At 50.3% G+C, this 15,908-nt stretch carries 16 protein-coding genes, 1 tRNA gene and 1 riboswitch; of the genes, 9 read left to right on the forward strand and 8 right to left on the reverse strand.

Features of this window, described 5'->3' with window-relative positions; genetic code table 11:
- Positions 1-9: 9 nt before the first annotated feature.
- Complete coding sequence (locus NQU17_06490) at positions 10-1,806, reverse strand: heavy metal translocating P-type ATPase (GenBank protein UUM13200.1); 1,797 nt, start codon at positions 1,804-1,806, stop codon at positions 10-12.
- A gap of 87 nt (positions 1,807-1,893) precedes the next feature.
- Between NQU17_06490 and NQU17_06495 the strand changes: the two genes are divergently transcribed.
- From NQU17_06495 to NQU17_06505, 3 genes are all read left to right on the forward strand, one after another.
- Entirely contained in the window at positions 1,894-2,019 is a 126-nt protein-coding gene (locus NQU17_06495; GenBank protein UUM13201.1) for a hypothetical protein, read from the forward strand.
- Positions 2,020-2,446: 427 nt separating this feature from the next.
- Entirely contained in the window at positions 2,447-3,136 is a 690-nt protein-coding gene (locus tag NQU17_06500; GenBank protein UUM13202.1) for a response regulator transcription factor, read from the forward strand.
- Positions 3,137-4,570 carry a HAMP domain-containing histidine kinase gene (locus NQU17_06505; GenBank protein UUM13203.1) on the forward strand — a complete coding sequence of 478 codons (1,434 nt, stop codon included), beginning with the start codon at positions 3,137-3,139 and terminating at the stop codon, positions 4,568-4,570.
- 26 nt (positions 4,571-4,596) lie between these two features.
- On the opposite strand, the gene NQU17_06510 is transcribed toward NQU17_06505, so the two are convergent.
- On the reverse strand, positions 4,597-5,079 hold the full coding sequence (locus NQU17_06510; GenBank protein ID UUM13204.1) for a MarR family transcriptional regulator: 483 nt from the start codon (positions 5,077-5,079) through the stop codon (positions 4,597-4,599).
- 243 nt (positions 5,080-5,322) lie between these two features.
- Here NQU17_06510 and NQU17_06515 point away from each other — a divergent pair.
- Positions 5,323-5,396, forward strand: a tRNA-Trp gene (locus NQU17_06515).
- A gap of 193 nt (positions 5,397-5,589) precedes the next feature.
- Here the strand turns inward: NQU17_06515 and NQU17_06520 are convergent.
- Positions 5,590-5,835: a hypothetical protein gene (locus NQU17_06520; GenBank protein ID UUM13205.1), complete on the reverse strand. Its 246-nt coding sequence runs from the start codon at positions 5,833-5,835 to the stop codon at positions 5,590-5,592.
- Positions 5,836-6,048: 213 nt separating this feature from the next.
- Between NQU17_06520 and yqeC the strand changes: the two genes are divergently transcribed.
- On the forward strand, positions 6,049-6,777 hold the full coding sequence (yqeC, locus tag NQU17_06525) for a selenium cofactor biosynthesis protein YqeC (GenBank protein ID UUM13206.1): 729 nt from the start codon (positions 6,049-6,051) through the stop codon (positions 6,775-6,777).
- A 14-nt stretch (positions 6,778-6,791) separates the two neighbouring features.
- A complete protein-coding gene (locus NQU17_06530; GenBank protein ID UUM13207.1) occupies positions 6,792-7,538 on the forward strand; it encodes a metallophosphoesterase in 747 nt (248 codons plus the stop codon).
- Positions 7,539-7,642: 104 nt separating this feature from the next.
- Here NQU17_06530 and NQU17_06535 read toward each other — a convergent pair whose 3' ends face one another.
- Positions 7,643-8,575 (reverse strand): zinc ABC transporter substrate-binding protein, encoded by a 933-nt coding sequence (locus NQU17_06535; GenBank protein ID UUM13208.1) that lies wholly within the window; start codon positions 8,573-8,575, stop codon positions 7,643-7,645.
- A 96-nt stretch (positions 8,576-8,671) separates the two neighbouring features.
- Here NQU17_06535 and tsaE point away from each other — a divergent pair, with 96 nt between their 5' ends.
- The 3 genes from tsaE to rimI are packed head-to-tail and all read left to right on the forward strand — an operon-like array spanning position 8,672 to position 10,263.
- Complete coding sequence (tsaE, locus tag NQU17_06540) at positions 8,672-9,145, forward strand: tRNA (adenosine(37)-N6)-threonylcarbamoyltransferase complex ATPase subunit type 1 TsaE (GenBank protein ID UUM13209.1); 474 nt, start codon at positions 8,672-8,674, stop codon at positions 9,143-9,145.
- On the forward strand, positions 9,126-9,830 hold the full coding sequence (gene tsaB / locus NQU17_06545) for a tRNA (adenosine(37)-N6)-threonylcarbamoyltransferase complex dimerization subunit type 1 TsaB (protein UUM13210.1): 705 nt from the start codon (positions 9,126-9,128) through the stop codon (positions 9,828-9,830). Before tsaE ends, tsaB begins: the two co-directional genes overlap by 20 nt.
- A complete protein-coding gene (gene rimI, locus NQU17_06550; protein ID UUM13211.1) occupies positions 9,796-10,263 on the forward strand; it encodes a ribosomal protein S18-alanine N-acetyltransferase in 468 nt (155 codons plus the stop codon). Before tsaB ends, rimI begins: the two co-directional genes overlap by 35 nt.
- Positions 10,264-10,356: 93 nt before the next feature.
- On the opposite strand, the gene NQU17_06555 is transcribed toward rimI, so the two are convergent.
- The 4 genes from NQU17_06555 to prfB form a co-directional block, all read right to left on the reverse strand.
- Complete coding sequence (locus NQU17_06555) at positions 10,357-11,058, reverse strand: SDR family oxidoreductase (protein ID UUM13212.1); 702 nt, start codon at positions 11,056-11,058, stop codon at positions 10,357-10,359.
- Positions 11,059-11,507: 449 nt separating this feature from the next.
- Positions 11,508-12,116, reverse strand: coding sequence for an ECF transporter S component (locus tag NQU17_06560; protein ID UUM13213.1), 609 nt, complete (start codon positions 12,114-12,116; stop codon positions 11,508-11,510).
- A gap of 84 nt (positions 12,117-12,200) precedes the next feature.
- Positions 12,201-12,316: riboswitch (FMN riboswitch) on the reverse strand.
- A 151-nt stretch (positions 12,317-12,467) separates the two neighbouring features.
- Positions 12,468-14,633, reverse strand: coding sequence for an RNA-binding transcriptional accessory protein (locus NQU17_06565; GenBank protein UUM13214.1), 2,166 nt, complete (start codon positions 14,631-14,633; stop codon positions 12,468-12,470).
- Positions 14,630-15,746 (reverse strand): peptide chain release factor 2 gene (gene prfB / locus NQU17_06570; GenBank protein ID UUM13215.1). Its coding sequence is split into 2 segments (ribosomal slippage): positions 14,630-15,667 and positions 15,669-15,746, totalling 1,116 coding nucleotides; the frame shifts between segments, so codons are not numbered across the junction. The genes NQU17_06565 and prfB overlap by 4 nt, the downstream gene beginning before the upstream one ends.
- Positions 15,747-15,908 lie beyond the last annotated feature (162 nt).

Below are 15,908 nucleotides of genomic sequence, written 5' to 3' on the forward strand. Positions count from 1 at the left end.
TTGTTCGTATCACGCTGCCTTCGATTTCAGCATCTGTGTACCCTGAGTTGGGGTGTATGCGGGGTCCATGCGGGACAGTCGGGAGGCATTAAGCACTGCCAGGAGTGCAACGCCTACATCGGCAAAGATGGCCAGCCAGATGTTTTCATTAAAGAAGACGGAGTGAATCATTACCGCCAGTTTAATGCCGAGAGCCAGGATGACATTCTGAAGGACAATCCGGTTAGTCAGTCGGGAGATGTTAATGGCCAGTGGTATTTTCAGCAGCGAGTCATCCATCAGTACGACATCAGAGGCTTCGATGGCAGCACTGGATCCGATGGATCCCATGGAGATTCCGATGTCTGCCATTTTAAGCACAGGCGTATCATTCAGACCATCGCCGGCAAAGGCGGTAAACTTCCCCTGTCCCTGCTTCTGGGTGATTTCCTCCACAGCGGTCACCTTATCCTGCGGCAGGAGTTCCGCACGATAATCATCGATTCCGCTCTGAGCTGCTACTTTTTTCACGATAGTCCGGTTATCACCTGACAACATCACCAGGTGACTGACACCCATGGATTTAAGATCAGCAATCGCCTGCTTCGAATCCGGCTTCAGTTCGTCTTCGATCTGAAGAGATCCCAGGTATTGCGTCTCCCCCGCAGATTGACGTGCGACATAGACGATGGTTCCTTCCGGTGGCTCAAGGGAAATGCCCAGATCTTGCATTAACTTCTGGTTGCCGGCCCATATAATGGTGCCGTCCGGCAGGGTGGCCTTTCGTCCCTTCCCTCTGATTTCTTCGGCAGAAATCAGACTCGAACGTTGCGGCGCTTCATCCAACTGATCCAGAATGGACTTAGCAATGGGATGCGGTGAGTCCAATTCCGCCAGGGCGGCCAGTTTCAGAACTTCATCCACTTCGACGCCTTCTGCCGGCTCAATCTGTGTTACTTCGAACGTTCCTTTGGTTACGGTTCCGGTCTTGTCCAGAACGATGGTATCCAGGTTTTTCAGTTCTTCCAGAAAGTTGGATCCTTTTATCAGGATGCCATGGCGGGATGCCAGCCCCAGTCCTCCGAAAAAGCCAAGAGGAATGGAGATAACCAACGCGCAGGGACAGCTGACAACCAGGAAGATCAGACCTTTGCGAATCCATGGGCTAAATGGTTCAGATAAAATCAGCGGCACCAGGAAAGCGACCACTGAGGCCAGGAGAACGACTGCCGGTGTATAGACCCGGGCGAACTTCGTGATGAACTTCTCGGTCTTGCCTTTCTGATGAGCTGAATTCTCCACCAGATCCATGATGCGCGAAACAGTGGACTCTCCGTATGGCCTGGTCACGCGGATGGTCAGGGCCGAGGTAATGTTGACGGATCCAGAGAGAATTTCGTCACCCGTCTGAATTTCCCTGGGGATGGACTCGCCGGTGAGGGCTTTTGTGTCCAGCTGCGAATACCCCTCGGTTACCATTCCATCCAAGGGTACTCTTTCCCCTGGGCGCACTACAATCAGATCCTCTACTGCAACTTCCAGGGGGTTGCGCCGGATCAATTCTCCGTCTACCAGAACCATGGCATAATCAGGACGGATATCCAGGAGATCCTTGATGCTTTTTCTGGAACGATGCACGGCCAGATCCTGAAAATATTCCCCGATCATGTAAAACAGCATGACACCGACCGCTTCCTGATATTCACCTATGGCAAAGGCTCCGACGGTAGCCAGGGTCATCAGGAAATTCTCGTCAAAAACCAGTCCTCTGGTCAGGTTGCGCAGCGCAGCCAGAACGATCTCATATCCTGCCAACCCGTATGCCACAAAGAGCATGAAGTCAGACCAGGGTCTGGGGGCGAGAAATGAGCCAAGGAATAATCCAAGTGATACAACAATTCGAAGCAGATTCCAATGAAGCAGCGGGATTTCAAATGGTCCGGTTTTGTCCGCATCGTCCCCATGGTCATGACTGTGCCCATGACTGTGGCCATGTTCATGGGCCTCATGATCGTGGGGCTCCCCCTCACCAGGGTGTGATCTGCCCGGCTTGATCCCGGATTCCGGACTTCTCACCGGACGAAACCGCACTTGCGGTTCATGGTGTGCGACTATTTTTTCAGCTTGTTGGATTACGGCATCCCCGATACCTTGTGGCGCCAGAATTCGAAGGGATTCATTCGGCAGGCTGATGGAAGCGGATTCCACCCCTGGAATTTCCTGAATTTCCCGTTCAATCTTAGCGGCACAGGATGCTCACGTCATGCCGTAAAGTCTAATGTTGATTGTATTCATGGTGTCCTCCTAATTCAGACAGTCTTACTCTGATTTAATTATATCCTGAAATCCTCTCAGTTAGTCATTCCCCTGTCATTTGCGACTGATTCGCACAGATGCCGGAATGGGCGGCCTTTGCCTTGCATCCTGGCGTGATATAATAGGAGCATATGGTCCAAAGGAGAGCGATATGAGTAAAATACTAGTCATCGAAGATGAAGTTTCCGTTTTGGAAGCCATTGAAGCCTATTTGAAAAAAGAGGGGTATGAAGTGAAAACTGCCACCCGCGGCTATCGCGGTCTGGAGCTGTTTGAACAGGAATCCTTTGATCTCGTCATTTTAGATCTGATGCTGCCCGACCTGTCCGGTGAAGAAATTTGCCGCAAAATCCGCGAAAAAAGTTCCACCTATGTCTTCATGCTCACTGCGAAATCAGCACTGGAAGACCGCATCCAGGGGTTGGAGATGGGCGCAGATGAATACCTGGTCAAGCCATTCTCTCCCCGGGAGCTGACAGCCCGCATCAATGCCCTGTTCCGCCGCTTGAATGAACCGGTGGTCAATCCAAATACTTTTTCTTACAACAACGGGGAACTCATCATCGACAAGGAGCGGCGCGAAATCCGGCTTCGCGGTGAAAACGTGGCCCTGACCCCCATTGAGTTTGATATTTTGGAAATCCTGGCTTCCAATCAGGGAGTCGTCATGTCTCGGGAACTGCTTATAGAAAAAGTACTGGGCGTGGATTTTGATGGTGTGGACCGAACCATCGATGTCCATATTAAGAACATCCGAAAGAAAATTGAAGAGGACACCAAGAATCCGAAATACATCCTCACCGTTTTTAAGCTGGGTTATAAATTCGGCGGTGATCTGTAATTGAATACCATCCGTTACAAACTGGCGGTAGCCATCACGGTATCCGCTCTTCTGGCATTGATCCTCACTTACATCATCATCAACTTCAACATCAACCGTCAGTATTCCATCTATATACGGGCCAACCAGGAGTCCAGAGATGAACGAATCGTCGGGGAATTCCGGGATGCCTATGTATCAAACGGAAAAACCGGCTGGACGGTAGATTCCGGTACCAGCGTCATTCGGGAAGCATCCATCTCCGGCTTTTCAGTCAAGCTCGAAGACCGGATGGGCAAAGTAATCTGGCAGTTGGAACCGGAACTGGTCCTGGCTCAACTGACCACACGTCAGCCGGAAGGATCGCCCCCTTTGAATCTGGAACAGTTTAAATTCACCCGCCATCCGGTTCTGGTTGACGGCGACACCGTCGGATACGTCACCATCGGACAGTTTACACCCTTGTTGATCTCAAAGAATGAAGAACAGTTTCTGTTCAGCCTGACGCTGTCCGTACTGGCCAGCGCTATCATTGGCTCCCTGTTAATTTTCCTGTTCTCTTTCTTCCTGTCCAATCAGCTGTCAGAGCCGATCTCTTCCATTGCGTCGACGAGCTTCATGCTCTCTCAGGGTAACTTTAAAACCAGAGAAAACCTGAAAACCGATATTGTGGAAATTGAACAGCTGCGCCAGAGCATCAATGTTTTGGGAGAAAAAATGGATCAGCAGGATACCCTGCGCCGCCGACTAATATCCGATATATCGCATGAACTGCGAAATCCGCTGAATGTTCTTCAAATGAATCTGGAAGCCATGATTGACGGAGTCGTCCCAATTTCGCCGGATCGTCTGTCCTCCCTCAACAATGAAGTCATCCGTTTTGGCAAACTTCTGGGCAATTTGAATGTCCTGAAGGAATTTGAAGCAGAATCCAATACCCACCAGTACAAGGAAGTAAACCTGCGCTCCCTGTGCCAGGATATCTACAATAATTTCCTGGGGGTCGCCAAGGAAAAGAATATCCACCTGTCCTTCGAGTTTTATCGCAGAGATCGCTACTACATCATTGGCGATTACCATTCCCTCTACCAGGTAGTCATCAACCTGCTTCACAACGCCATGAAGTTTACTCCGGAAAACGGACGGATTTTTCTGACCCTGAAAAAAGACGCCACCTTTACCTACCTGGACATACGGGACAATGGCGTTGGCATCCCATCCGAAGATCTCCCCTATATTTTCGAACGATTTTACCGGGTTGACCGCTCCCGGGAAGAAGTCGAGGGATCAGGCATCGGTCTTACCATTGTCAAGCGGATCATGGACAATCACAAGGCGATGATCCATGTCACTTCCAAGGTTGGCAAGGGAACAACCTTTACCTTGAAATTCAGGAATGCTCCTCCCCCAATATCAGAGGAGGCCAATAGAAAAACAAATGGACAGCCATCTTGATGGCTGTCCGAACCTTTTCATTCGCTTTACTTTTTCTCTTCTGACATTACCTGGCTGACATAATCCTCTTCGACCTCAGGCAGGCTCATCATGGCGTTGAGCATTTCCTGAAGCTTCGATCGTACGTGGCTGATCTCCTTATCTTCCAAAGGAATCCGGCAACGGACCTTCTGAGGGACTGCTTCTGCCTTTTTCAACAGCTCCTGGCCACTTTCTGTCAGGTAAATCAACAAATTTCGTTCGTCTTTGAAGTCACGCTTCCGGTCAATCAGCCCTTCAACTTCCAGCTTTTTCAGCAAGGGAGTGAGTGTGCCGGAATCCAGATTCAAGCTTTTGCCCAGATCTTTTAATGCGATGCCGTCTTTTTCCCAAAGTACGATCATCACCAGATACTGGGTATAGGTCAAGCCTAGATGGTGCAAAAACGGACGGTAAATTTTCGTGATTTCCCTGGACAGGGCGTAAACCGCAAAGCAAAGTTGGTTTTCGAGTTTTAATGACTCATTCATCGAACTTGTTCCCCCTGCTTTTGGATTGATTTCGTCCTGCTATTATTTTACACTTTATTCAAATATTGTCAAATTAATAACTACGTTGTGAAATGACGGTAAATATTTGCTTAATTATAAGTTCCCGCCCACCGCCACCTTGGAGTGTTTCTCCAAATCAGCCTGAGCTCACAAAATATCACAAATTTCGTTGACAAGGAGTTAATAAATTGCTTATAATAATAAAGTAGTTTTCAAGAGCAAAGGGGTATAGTTCAATGGTAGAGCAACGGTCTCCAAAACCGTTAATGTGGGTTCGAGCCCTGCTACCCCTGCCAGAAAGAACCGAAGCAAACGCTTCGGTTCTTTTTTTCTGCTTAACCTCACGGCGGCTCTGTTGCATGTCAACCATAGCCTTGCCCTGCTGTTTTTCTTCCCTCATAATTGTTTTGACCTGCTGATCTGGTGTATGGTATTTTTCCGAGGGCGGAACATCGGCCCATGCTCAAAAACAGAAAGAAATTTCTCGGACTAAAGGTGTTCCACCATCCGCCACTGATTCGTCCGGTGACTGTAGTTCAGGATTGCGGATTCAGTGTCCGAAAATTCAATGCCGAATTGTGTTTCTTTCTGGTTACGCATCTCATAACTAATTTTTCGGATATCCCGCTCCCGGTATTCTGCCGAAGCAAGATCGTAATAGCGGATTCTGCGAGGAATGATTCTTCCCTGGATAAATTCAGCAATGACTTCCATATTGATCTGACCTGCTTCCATGGCGTTCTCCTTTCAACTGATCTGATACCACTATTATAGTACATGCGTTCGATTATTGAAACTGGATTTTTCACAGGGAGAGCCTGCCGAAAGATCTTCTCCCTTGCCACAGGAGCCCCCTAAGGAAATGACTGTAAATTAACAACTTTTTTCTCCAATTTTAATAATGACACTGTTATAATAAGCTATCAAACGATCATGCGGAGGTGTTCCATGAACCTGTCCAGGCTCATTCTAGACCAAACTCATCACGCTGCAGCTCTGATCGGATCTGGTGGGAAAACCATGCTGATCCGGATTCTGGCCAGAGAAAACCGCTCCCAACGGCGCGTACTGGTTTCCAATACGATCAGTATGGAGCGCATCCCAGAGAAAGAGATCGACTTTGTCGATTATGAATTCCGGCAGGATTATTCTTTATGCGAGTACCCCAAGCCGGGGGTCTACGTTCTGGCTTATGACCTGGACCAGGACAACACCATGCGGGGATTGCCCCTGGATGTTCTCGAGCGTCAGATGGAGTGCTTTGACTTGTGTCTGATTGAATGTGACGAATCCAGACAGCGCCCCGTCAAAGCCTGGCGCCCCAATGAACCGGATCTTCCGAAGACCACGGATGTCACAATCGCAATATTGGATATCGGTTGTCTGGGTCTCAAGATATCCGTCGAAACCGTCCATAATCTCGATGTCTTCTGTGATTTAACGGGCAAAAAGGTTGGGGATATCATTACTCGGGAAGATATTAAGAAACTGGTGCTGCATCCGGATATGATGTTCCGCAATGCGAAAGGTACCACGGTTCTGTTCATCAACAAGGTGGAGAATCCGATAACCGAAGAATATGCCCGGGACCTGGCACGTGAAATCGCAAAGTCCCCCGCCTCACCGGACCGAATCATTATCGGTTCGTTATTAAACGAAACCTACGAATTAATCTAGGAGGTACCTGCCCGTTGAAACATATCATGCTCAGCGACATCCATGGCAATCTGGAAGCTCTGACCGCTGTATTGGAAGACTGCGGGCCGGGTCAGCTCTACGTACTGGGCGATATCATTGGCTACGGAGCGGATCCCGGCAAGTGCGTGAAGCGAATCCGCCAGTCCGAGGCCATCGTCATCCGAGGAAATCATGAGCAAGTCCAGCTGGACTGGAACGAATTGAAACATTTCAATCCCTTAGCCAGGGAATCTGCTGAATATACCCGAACCAGACTTAGTCCGGCCGATCACGACTGGCTCAGTCAGCTGCCTTATGAATGGAGCGATGACGCCATCTACCTCTCTCACGGCTCGCCCTACGGAGCCCAGCGGTTTTACTATTTAATGCCGGGAGACGTACGTTCACCGTACCTGACGCTTTCCCTGTCCAAACTCGAACGACTGGGACTGGGGCTGGCGTTTCATGGCCACACCCATATTCCGGGTTATTTTTTTATTAAGGATGGTCGCCCAGTCTTTCTTTCACTGGCGGAAGACACCGTTGTGAAGCTTGATTCCGAGGCCCGTTACCTTATCAACTGCGGAAGCGTCGGCCAGCCCAGAAACCACAACCCGAAGGCTCAGTACTTGATTTACGATGATGAAACCTTTACCCTTGAAAAGCGCTCTGTCGCCTATGATGCCGCCCTGGCCGCTGAGAAGATCCGGTCCGCCGGACTACCTTCTCCCTTGTGGGAGCGAATCCTTCAGGGAATCTAAAAACCTGTATGCGTTATGGCGCATACAGGTTTCATTGTTACCTGGGCAAGCTTCCGATCAAAGGAAAGATATTTCGGTTCAGGCCGACTTATCGCAGTCTCGAATTAATTCCCCAGGGGCGAAATCGCATCCTGAATCCGCTCAAAGTTAAAGAAGAATGATTCCACCAGAGTCTCTGATGGGTCATACAGCGTAATCCGAACCGGAATCAGGCGATACTTTGTAATGTCATCCGCATATTTCTGCAGGGATACATCATCTGAATAAAGAAAGATCCGTTTTTCAGCGCCATTTAGAGCAGTTGGCTGAGAGGCATTGGACAGATTCAGCGATTCTTCACTTAACTTGCGCTCGATAAAATTGGTAATCAGCAGCGGATCCTTGCGATATTCTTTCACCACATACGCAGTCAAATCCGAGTCCACAACGAACACCAGCTGATCCTCGTCAGACATAAAGTCCTTGACGCGCCCCTGAAAATCATCGATTTTTCGGGAAACGGCAACGAAGCGTTCATCATATTTCTGTTTTCTGGCCGGATCCATTTCCTGCAGCGAATTTTTAATGCTGTTCAAAGCAATCTTATAATTCGTCGAATTCATCAGGTAATAGTAGTTTTCATGATCCAGTTTATTGATTTTATGCCGGAGAATATCAATGCCCCGAGAAATATTCACGACATTCACTTTGTTCTTGTCGATTTTTTCCGTAAACTCCCGAATAAATGGTTCATAGCTGGCACCAACATAGAAAAATGCCTGGTAGTCCCCTTCAGTCATCATTTCTGGATTCGGAACAATGCTCCGGAGATCTGATTCAGATTCTGTCATATATCGGATGGTGTGCTGACCTTCAGATAATGAATCAATCATATCTGCTACAATCTTCGCTGAAGTCAGGATATTCAGATTTCGTTCCCGGGGCCCGGATTCAGACGATGTCATACCCTGCTGGGTCTGGCTTTCTCCGGTCTGGGCGCAGGCTGTCAAAAAAATCCCTGCCATCAGGATCAGTAAGCCGGATTTTAATATTTTCATTGATCTTTCCCTTTTCCACGTGTTTCCTGTATTATATACTAGCAAGAAATTTTTTAGTTTACAAAAGTATGAAAATAGAGCAAAGAGAGCAAACCAATGTATTATATTACGCAATCCACACAAGAAACCATGCGGTTGGGAGAACAGCTGGCCTCCTGTCTTCGAGCCGGCGATGTCCTGCTTCTGGACGGAGACCTGGGTGCCGGCAAGACCCACTTTGTCAAAGGACTTGCCCGGGGATTGGGTTACGGGGGCGATGTCAGCTCCCCAACCTTCACAATCTTAAACAGCTACCCCCTCCCGGGGCCGATCCCCGGCCAACTGAACCATTTCGATGTCTATCGGGTTCACGAAGAAGATGAAATCCTTGATCTTGGCTTTGAAGAAATCATCTACAGCACCGACATCAGCGTCATCGAGTGGAGCGACCTGATTGGAAGCATCCTGCCCGATGACTTTTTGAAAATTAACCTGTCCCTCGGAGAGTCGCCCGATGAGCGTAAAATTGCCATGAACTGGAGTACATCCCAGTCTGAAAGGAGCCTGCCCCATGTTGATACTTGCCGCTGATACCTCTGGGTCCAACTGCTCCGTCGCCCTGATGCGCGATGAAGAGCTGCTGGCAGAGTACAATATGAATTTTGGAAAACAGCATTCCGTGCTGCTGATGCCAATGATCGAGGACCTGATGCAAAAAACCGATGTAACCCCGCGGGATTTGACTCATCTGTGCGTCAATCTCGGACCCGGTTCCTTCACCGGTCTCCGCATTGGACTGTCGGTACTTGAGGCAATGTCTTATGCCTTGAATATCCCGTTGTACGGCTATCACTCCTTTGCGGCATCCGCCCAGTCCCTGAAGCATTCAGACCGGAATATTCTGATTCTGCATGACGCGCTGAAACAGACGTTTTACAGCGCCGCCATCCAGAATACCCCGCAGGGTCAAACGGAACTGCTCAGCCCCGAGGTCAGGGATCTGGCTGAACTGAAATCCCATTTCAGGGAAGGTGAACCTCTCCTCATTGCAGGCGACGGGCTGATCAAATATCGAGAAGCGATTCAGTCCGCATTCCCTCAGGCCAGACTGGCAGAGGATTCCGTCATTCAACGGGCATCCAACCTGGCCAGATTATGCAAGTCCGATGTCGACCGCCAGATTCCACCCGGAGATACCACTTTGCCCCGCTACATGAGAAAGCCGCAGGCACAGCGGGAGTATGAGGCCAAACATGGACACGTTCTCGATTCATAGGATGGAGGAGCAGGATCTGGAGGCCATTCATCAGATCAATGCTCTGAGTTTTTCATCACCCTGGTCTCGGGAAGCAATTCAGGCAGAGCTGCACAATGAGCAGGCCTATTACCTGACAGCCCGGGCGGATGGCCAAACGGTAGGCTATGCCGGTGCCTGGCTAGTGTTTGATGAAGTACAGATCACCAATATCGCGGTTCACCCTCAAATGCGGGGTCGGGGAATTGCAGGCCGTCTGCTCCAGGCATTGATTGAGGATATGAGGGAGCGCAGCATGGCCGTCATGTTTCTGGAAGTCAGGGTATCAAACCAGGCTGCCATCCGGCTGTATGAGTCGGCCGGTTTTCAGTATGCCGGCTACCGCAAGGGCTTTTATCCTGATAAAGAGGATGCCCACGTCATGTCTCTGAAACTGCCCCACTCAGAAAGGTAACTCAGCTATAACATATGGAAAAAGAGCCCGCAGGCTCTTTTTTTTCACGTTCAGGGAATATTTCAGTATGTATTTTCTGACTGTTCGGATGGCCTATTTCTTCCCCATATGATTTTTAATGGTCACTGATGTGACCGAAAGATTTGGTCTGGATTCAATGTTATTAATGAGCAGGTCGGCGATATCTCTGGGATCCATCAGTCGGGCTGTTTTCTCCGCCGGAAAGATTCCGTCCCAGAATTCTGTATTCATACCGCCCATATAGGCTGCCATCACCCGGATATCCGTATCTTTCAGCTCCACCTGAAGACTTTCGGTAAATCCTCTTACTCCAAATTTGCTGGCACAATAGACGGATTCTCCGGCTTTCCCTTCCTGACCGGCGGTGGAAATGATGTTCACCAGAATGCCCTGATTTCGCTCCTTAAAATGAGGCAGGACCGCCTGGGAAGTGAAGATTGTGGCCTTGAGATTGGTGTCAATCATTTCATGGACGGAGGACTCCATGAGCTCCTGTGCCGCTCCCAGCGCGATGACGCCCGCACTGTTGATCAAAACATCAATCCTGCCCCGCCGGTCCAGGATTGATTGAATCACGTTTCGAATCTGGGCCGCCTGCGAGATATCCGCCTCAAAGCAGTCCCAGCTTCCCACAAGGCTTGCCGCCACGGTCTGAAGCTTATCCTCGGTTCGACCAATCAGACACACATGAGCCCCCTTTTCAGAGTATTTCCTCACCAGGGCTGCCCCCAGTCCGCTGCCAGCCCCTGTGACGACAACTGTTTGCTGTTCCATTGCATGAACCTCCTTGGGTAAATACTATATCCCTATCATACCATTCGTTCAGAGTGGAGGGTTGATTGCCATCTTCCAACCTCTCTGGATGAAATCCTGTCTGAACTTTTCTCGATTCTCTCACTTCTCTCGCTTTTCTTGCTTCTGTAGCTTCACTGGCTACTCTCACTTCTCTGGCTACTGGCTGGTCTGTCTTCTCTGGCTACTGGCTGGTCTGTCATCTCTGGCCACTGGTAACTCTGAGCTAACTGCTGTCACCTGTATGCGAAAATTCGGAAAAGTTGTGTCTCCTACATGTTCACTTCTCGCCTGATTGCGCAGATCGGTCTAATTCCGCTCAAAGAACCACCCCGTCCCCTTCCGGCTCAAGGCCTTGGTGGGACGGGGTGGTGATGAATCGGCGATCACATGGATCGACTTCTTTTTACGATATTCTGATCAGCAGGGGCTTAGTTGGCTTTGCGCAGACGAGTATTTTCCAGCTGGCTGACTGATTTGGAAGATTCCACTTTCAGAAACCGCTCAAGTCTGGAATACAAGAGCGCGGACAGCAATGCGACTGAAACACCCTTGATCGCATTGAACAGAGGAACCATCCTGTAAAGGTACGTCTCATAGGCTGCCTGACCTCCGGGGAATTCACCGGGGAAGAACAGCGGAACCAGAATGAATTTGTTGGCCAGTACCGCCGCAAGGGTAAAGCCAAGGGTTCCGAGCAGCAGACCAGTTACCAGACCGGTGAGGTTGCGGTGCTTCTTATAGACCAGGCTGACAACAACAATCATGGTGGAGATCACGATAAAGTTTGCAATTTCTCCGACTCCGCCGGTGCTTGATTTGGTTGCGAACAGGATCACCTGCAGCAGTGCGGTGAGAAGCACACCGGTTCCAGGTCCCAGCGCCAGTGCGCCAAGCAGGAGCGGCACCATTGAAAAATCAAGTTTGAGCCATGGCACGGACGGAAGAATCGGGAATTCAAAGTAAGTGAAGATGAAGGCAATGGCGACAAGCAGAGCGCCTTTCACGGTAACTTGGGTGGATGTCCTGGTGTTTAACATAATAAAACCTCCTGAGATTTGATATCTTCAGAAGTAGAGTGACAAAAAAACCCCGGCAAAATGCCAGGGCTTCGATTATCATACTAATCTCTTCTTTCATCCAGACTATACTGTCGGCTCCGTAGTTGCAACGGATCAGCCTGTTAAGGCTCGCGGGCTATACCGCCGGTGGGGACTTACACCCCGCCCTGAAGATATTTATTTATTTTACATCTGTATTATATTACATGCGATCGAATCTGGCAACGGGTTCGTGAAGATTTCATCAAAGCTCTGTCGAATTGAAAACCATGATCTGAATCCGGTGTTGAGGCGCAGGCTCCGACTTTTTTGACCAGAATCCAGCCTCAATCAGCGCTTAGCGGTTTTTCCCATTCCCTTCATGGAAAGCGAAATTCGGCGCCGGCCCAGATCAACTCCGATGACGCGGACTTCAACAATGTCTCCGACCTTGACGACTTCCATGGGATTTTTGACAAATCGGTCGGCCAGCTGACTGATATGGACCAGGCCGTCCTGATGCACTCCGATATCCACGAATGCGCCGAAATCAGACACGTTGCGGACAGTCCCCTGCAGGATCATGCCTTCTTCCAGATCCTTCAGTTCCAGGATTCCGGTCTTGAAGATTGGCTGCGGCAGCTCCTCCCGAGGATCCCGGCCGGGCTTCATCAGCTCCTTGATAATATCCTGGAGCGTTGGAATTCCTGCCTTTGTTTCTTCACTGAGTTTGCTCATCGGATAGCGGTCTGCCCTGGCTTTGAGGTCATCCAACCCGCCGGAACGCACGTCAGACTTCTGATAGCCCAGCAGCTCCAGCAGCTCACGGGCTACATGATAGGACTCCGGATGAACCCCGGTACGGTCCAGAATCTCGTCGGATTCAGGCACCCGCAGGAACCCGGCACACTGTTCAAATGCCTTGGGGCCCAGGCGCTTGACCTTGGACAGCTCTTTCCGGGACTTGAAACCGGAGACCTCATCCCGATAAAGAATAATATTGTCAGCCAGGGTCTTGTTAATTCCGGATACATAGGTTAACAGGCTCGGTGTGGCGGTATTCAGATCCACGCCCACACTGTTGACGCAGTCTTCAACGACGCCGGTGAGAGACTCATCCAGCTTTTTCTGATCAATATCATGCTGATACTGACCAACGCCAATGCTCTTGGGATCGATCTTGACCAGCTCCGCCAGCGGATCCTGGAGCCGACGGCCGATGGAGATCGCTCCGCGGACGGTAACATCCAGGTCAGGATATTCCTGAGTCGCCAGCTGGGAAGCAGAGTAGACAGATGCTCCTGCCTCGTTGGTAACTACATAGCCGACCTCGATCTGATCTTTCTTCAGTTCGGCAATCAGCTGTGCCAGAACCTCTTCGGATTCCCGGGAGGCGGTCCCGTTGCCAAGGGAGATAACTTCCACCTTATGTTTCCGAATCAGCGCTTTCAGCGTGCGAATGGTTCCCGCCACGTCGTTGCGCGGCACTGTGGGGAAAACCGCGGTGGATTCAAGGTATTTACCGTTTTCGTCCAGCACTGCAATCTTGCAGCCCGTGCGGAATCCCGGATCATAACCCATCACGCGTTTGCCTTTGACCGGTGCCTGAAGCAGCAAGGCTGACAAGTTCTTGGAAAAGACATCAATGGCCCCTGCTTCTGCTTTTTCGGTCAGCTGATTGCGGACTTCGCGTTCAATGGAGGGCCAGATCAGGCGCTTCAGGGAATCTTTGACTGCCCGGACCAGATAGGTCCGATTCTTGCTGTTGATTGTTTCCAGATGATCCAGCATATGGTCTTCAATGATCTGCTGATCCAGTTCGATGCTGACTTTTAGAACCCCTTCCTTTTCCCCGCGGTTCAGCGCGAGGATGCGGTGACCGGGGATGGCGCGGATCGGTTCATTGAAATCAAAATACATCTCGTAGGGTGAATTTTCGCCAGATCCGGTGGAGGTGATGGCAGCCAGCTTCTGAGCATAATCCCGAATCCATTTCCGGTTCTCGGCATCGTCTGAAAATTGCTCCGCCAGGATATCCAGGGCATAGGCGATCGCTTCGTCCTCCGACTTGATTCCCTTCTCCTCGTCCACATACTCCTGAGCTGCCGGCAGAACTTCGCCTTGCCCGGCCAAAATATAATCTGCCAGTGGCTTCAAACCCTTCTCCATCGCGATGATCGCCCGGGTCCGCTTCTTGGGCCGGAAAGGACGGTAGATGTCATCCAGTTCCGTCACCGTCGAGGCCTGACGCAGGGCTTCCAGAATGTCTTCGGTCATATTGCCCTGTTCTGTAATCAGACGCTCGATATCCTCCCGCTTGGCATTGAAATTTCTCAGGTAGGTCAGCCGCTCAGAGAGTTTACGCAGAACTTCATCATCCAGTGAACCGGTTTTTTCTTTCCGGTAACGGGCAATAAACGGAACCGTGTTGCCTTCGTCAAGGAGCGCAACCACTGCCTCTACCTGCTCCGTCCTGATCCCCAGTTCCTGTGCGATCTGTTCTTCCAGTCTCATCATTCCTGTAAATCCCCCTGTACTCTGGCCTGTAAATAGGCATTAATAAATAAATCGATGTTTCCGTCCAGCACCCCGTATACATCGGTGGTCTCAGCCAGGGTGCGGTGGTCCTTCACCATCTGATACGGATTAAACACATAGGATCGAATCTGGGAGCCCCAGCTCATGTCTTTCTGCTCCCCGGTCAGCTCTTCGATCTTTTCCATATGTGCCCGTTCCTTGAGTTCAACCAGCTTGGACTTTAACAGGTCCATGGCGACTTCCCGGTTGTTGTGCTGGCTGCGTTCATTCTGACACTGTACAATGATGCCGGTGGGCAGATGGGTGATCCGAACCGCCGATTCGGTTTTGTTGACGTGCTGGCCGCCTGCGCCGCCGGACCGATAGGTGTCGATCTTCAGGTCATCCGGATTGATCTGTACATCCTGATTCTGTTTCAGTTCGGGAAGAACCTCCACCGAAGCAAACGACGTCTGGCGCTTGCCGTTGGTGTTGAACGGGGAAATTCGCACCAGGCGATGGATTCCCTTTTCACTTCGCAGATAGCCGTAGGCATACTCTCCGGTGATCTTGATCACCGCTTCCCGGATCCCAGCTTCCTCGCCATCGAGCTGGTTCAGCAGCTCTGTTTTAAAGCCCTTCTTCTCAGCCCAGCGCAGATACATGCGCATCAGCATCTGGGTGAAGTCCTGAGCGTCCGTACCGCCCACCCCGACATGGAGATTCAGGATGGCGTTATTGGCATCATAGGGTCCGTCCAGATGAAGCTGCAGCAGGTATTGGTCCAATGCTTCGTCCAGTGCCAGATAATCCTTATAGATTTGTTTCTCGGTATCTTCGTCATCTTCGGACAGTTCGGCCAGCACCTGAATATCGCTGAGCTGTTCCTCAAAGGTCCTTAGATTCTTTAACCGGTCTTCCAGTCCGGCCGCCTCCTGACTTAATTCACGGGCAGACTCCGGATCATCCCAAAAGGTCGGCTCCGACATTTTCATGTTCAGCTCCGACAACCGCAGGGTCAGTCTTGGGACGTCAAAGACTCTCCTTTATCGAATTGATTTTTTCTTCCTGCTCATTGATCTTCTGCAGGGCTTCGGCTAACTTTAAATACATTTCTTTCACCTCTTGAGCTGTTTGGATATCTGTAGATTCTGTGTGGAACATACAAGGTCATGAATAAAGGAAACAATCGGAATCGGTCTGGACCAGGCTGCGGCTCAGATCCAGTCCTGGATGGCACCAGTCGCTCTCTGCCGGTCGAGCCGGAGATCAGCC

It is taken from the genome of Clostridiaceae bacterium HFYG-1003 (assembly GCA_024579835.1).
GTDB lineage: Bacteria > Bacillota > Clostridia > Clostridiales > Clostridiaceae > JG1575.